This window comes from Intestinibacillus massiliensis, from assembly GCF_900155735.1.
Lineage (GTDB): Bacteria > Bacillota > Clostridia > Oscillospirales > Butyricicoccaceae > Intestinibacillus > Intestinibacillus massiliensis.
Window position 1 is genome coordinate 1 of the sequence record NZ_LT707044.1, and the last position, 1,112, is coordinate 1,112.

Here is a 1,112-nt window from a genome sequence, read left to right on the forward strand (position 1 = left end):
CGCCGTGACCTGGTTGCCGTCCGCGAGCAGGCGCGCGCCGTAGGCCTCGCCCTCGTCCCGCAGGGGGTCGTACTGCGCCGTGATGATGAGCGTTTTGGGCTGGCGCGACAGGTCGACCGCGGCCAGCGGCGCGAAATAGGGGTTCTGCCGGTCGCGCCGGTCGGCGCAGTAGAGGTCCATGTATTCGCAGACCCGCTTGGTCGTCAGCAGGTAGCCCTCGCCGTTCTCGCGCAGCGAGGGGAAGGCGGAGAGCGCCGGGTCGTGCTCGCTGGCGCAGGCCGGGTAGATCAGGATCTGGCGGCGGGGCGTGAAATCGCCCGTGTCGCGCGCCTTGAGGCTGGCCGCCGCGCACAGGTTGCCCCCGGCGGAGTCGCCGATGAGCGTGATGGCCTCCGGGCGGACGGGCAGGAACGGGTCGGTGAAGAGCGTGCGCGCGACGGCGTAAAAATCGTCGAACCCGGCGGGGAAGGGGTGTTCCGGCGCGAGCCGGTAGTCGACCGAGAGCACCATGCACCCGGTCTGCGCCGCCATCGTGTAGCAGACGCGGCTGTAGGTGTCCACGTCGCCCGCGATCCAGCCGCCGCCGTGCGCAAACAGCAGCAGGGGCAGCGGCTCGGCCTTGTCGTGCGGCGTGAACAGGCGGCAGGGCACCTCATGGTCGCCGTTTGTCACGGAAAAGGGGAACGTGACGTACTCCTGCGGCAGCGGGGGGTGCGAGATGCGCGTGGCCTGCCGCACCAGCAGGTAGTGCCGCTTCATGTCGATGTCCGGGTAGGACAGCGCGCGCAGCACGGCTTTCATGTACTTGTTAATTGCCATAAGGGCCTCCTAGACCGCGCCGGCGGCGCGCAGGATATACAGGAACAATGTCAGGGTGAAGGCGGACAGCGCGGTCGTCAGCACGATGATGCTGGAGGACAGCACCGCGTCGCCGCCCATGTTTTTCGCCATGATGTAGCAGGTCACCGTGCTCGGCGCGCCGAACAGGATGAGCAGCGATACGAGCGTCTGCCCGCGGAAGCCGAGGGCGTAGCCCGCCAGCAGGAACAGCGCGGGCAGGGCAACCAGCTTGATGAAGGCGGCGAGCGCCGTCGGCCGCAGCTTGGCGAGCG

General features: G+C 68.7%; 2 protein-coding genes. Both read right to left on the reverse strand.

The genetic code is table 11. The features are described 5' to 3' along the window. A partial coding sequence (locus CZ203_RS01165; protein ID WP_143436052.1) for an alpha/beta hydrolase occupies nt 1-819 on the reverse strand: 819 nt, incomplete at its 3' end. Nucleotides 820-828: 9 nt separating this feature from the next. Beyond that, nucleotides 829-1,112: AEC family transporter (locus CZ203_RS01170; RefSeq protein ID WP_200809400.1), on the reverse strand; the 284-nt coding region annotated here is incomplete at its 5' end.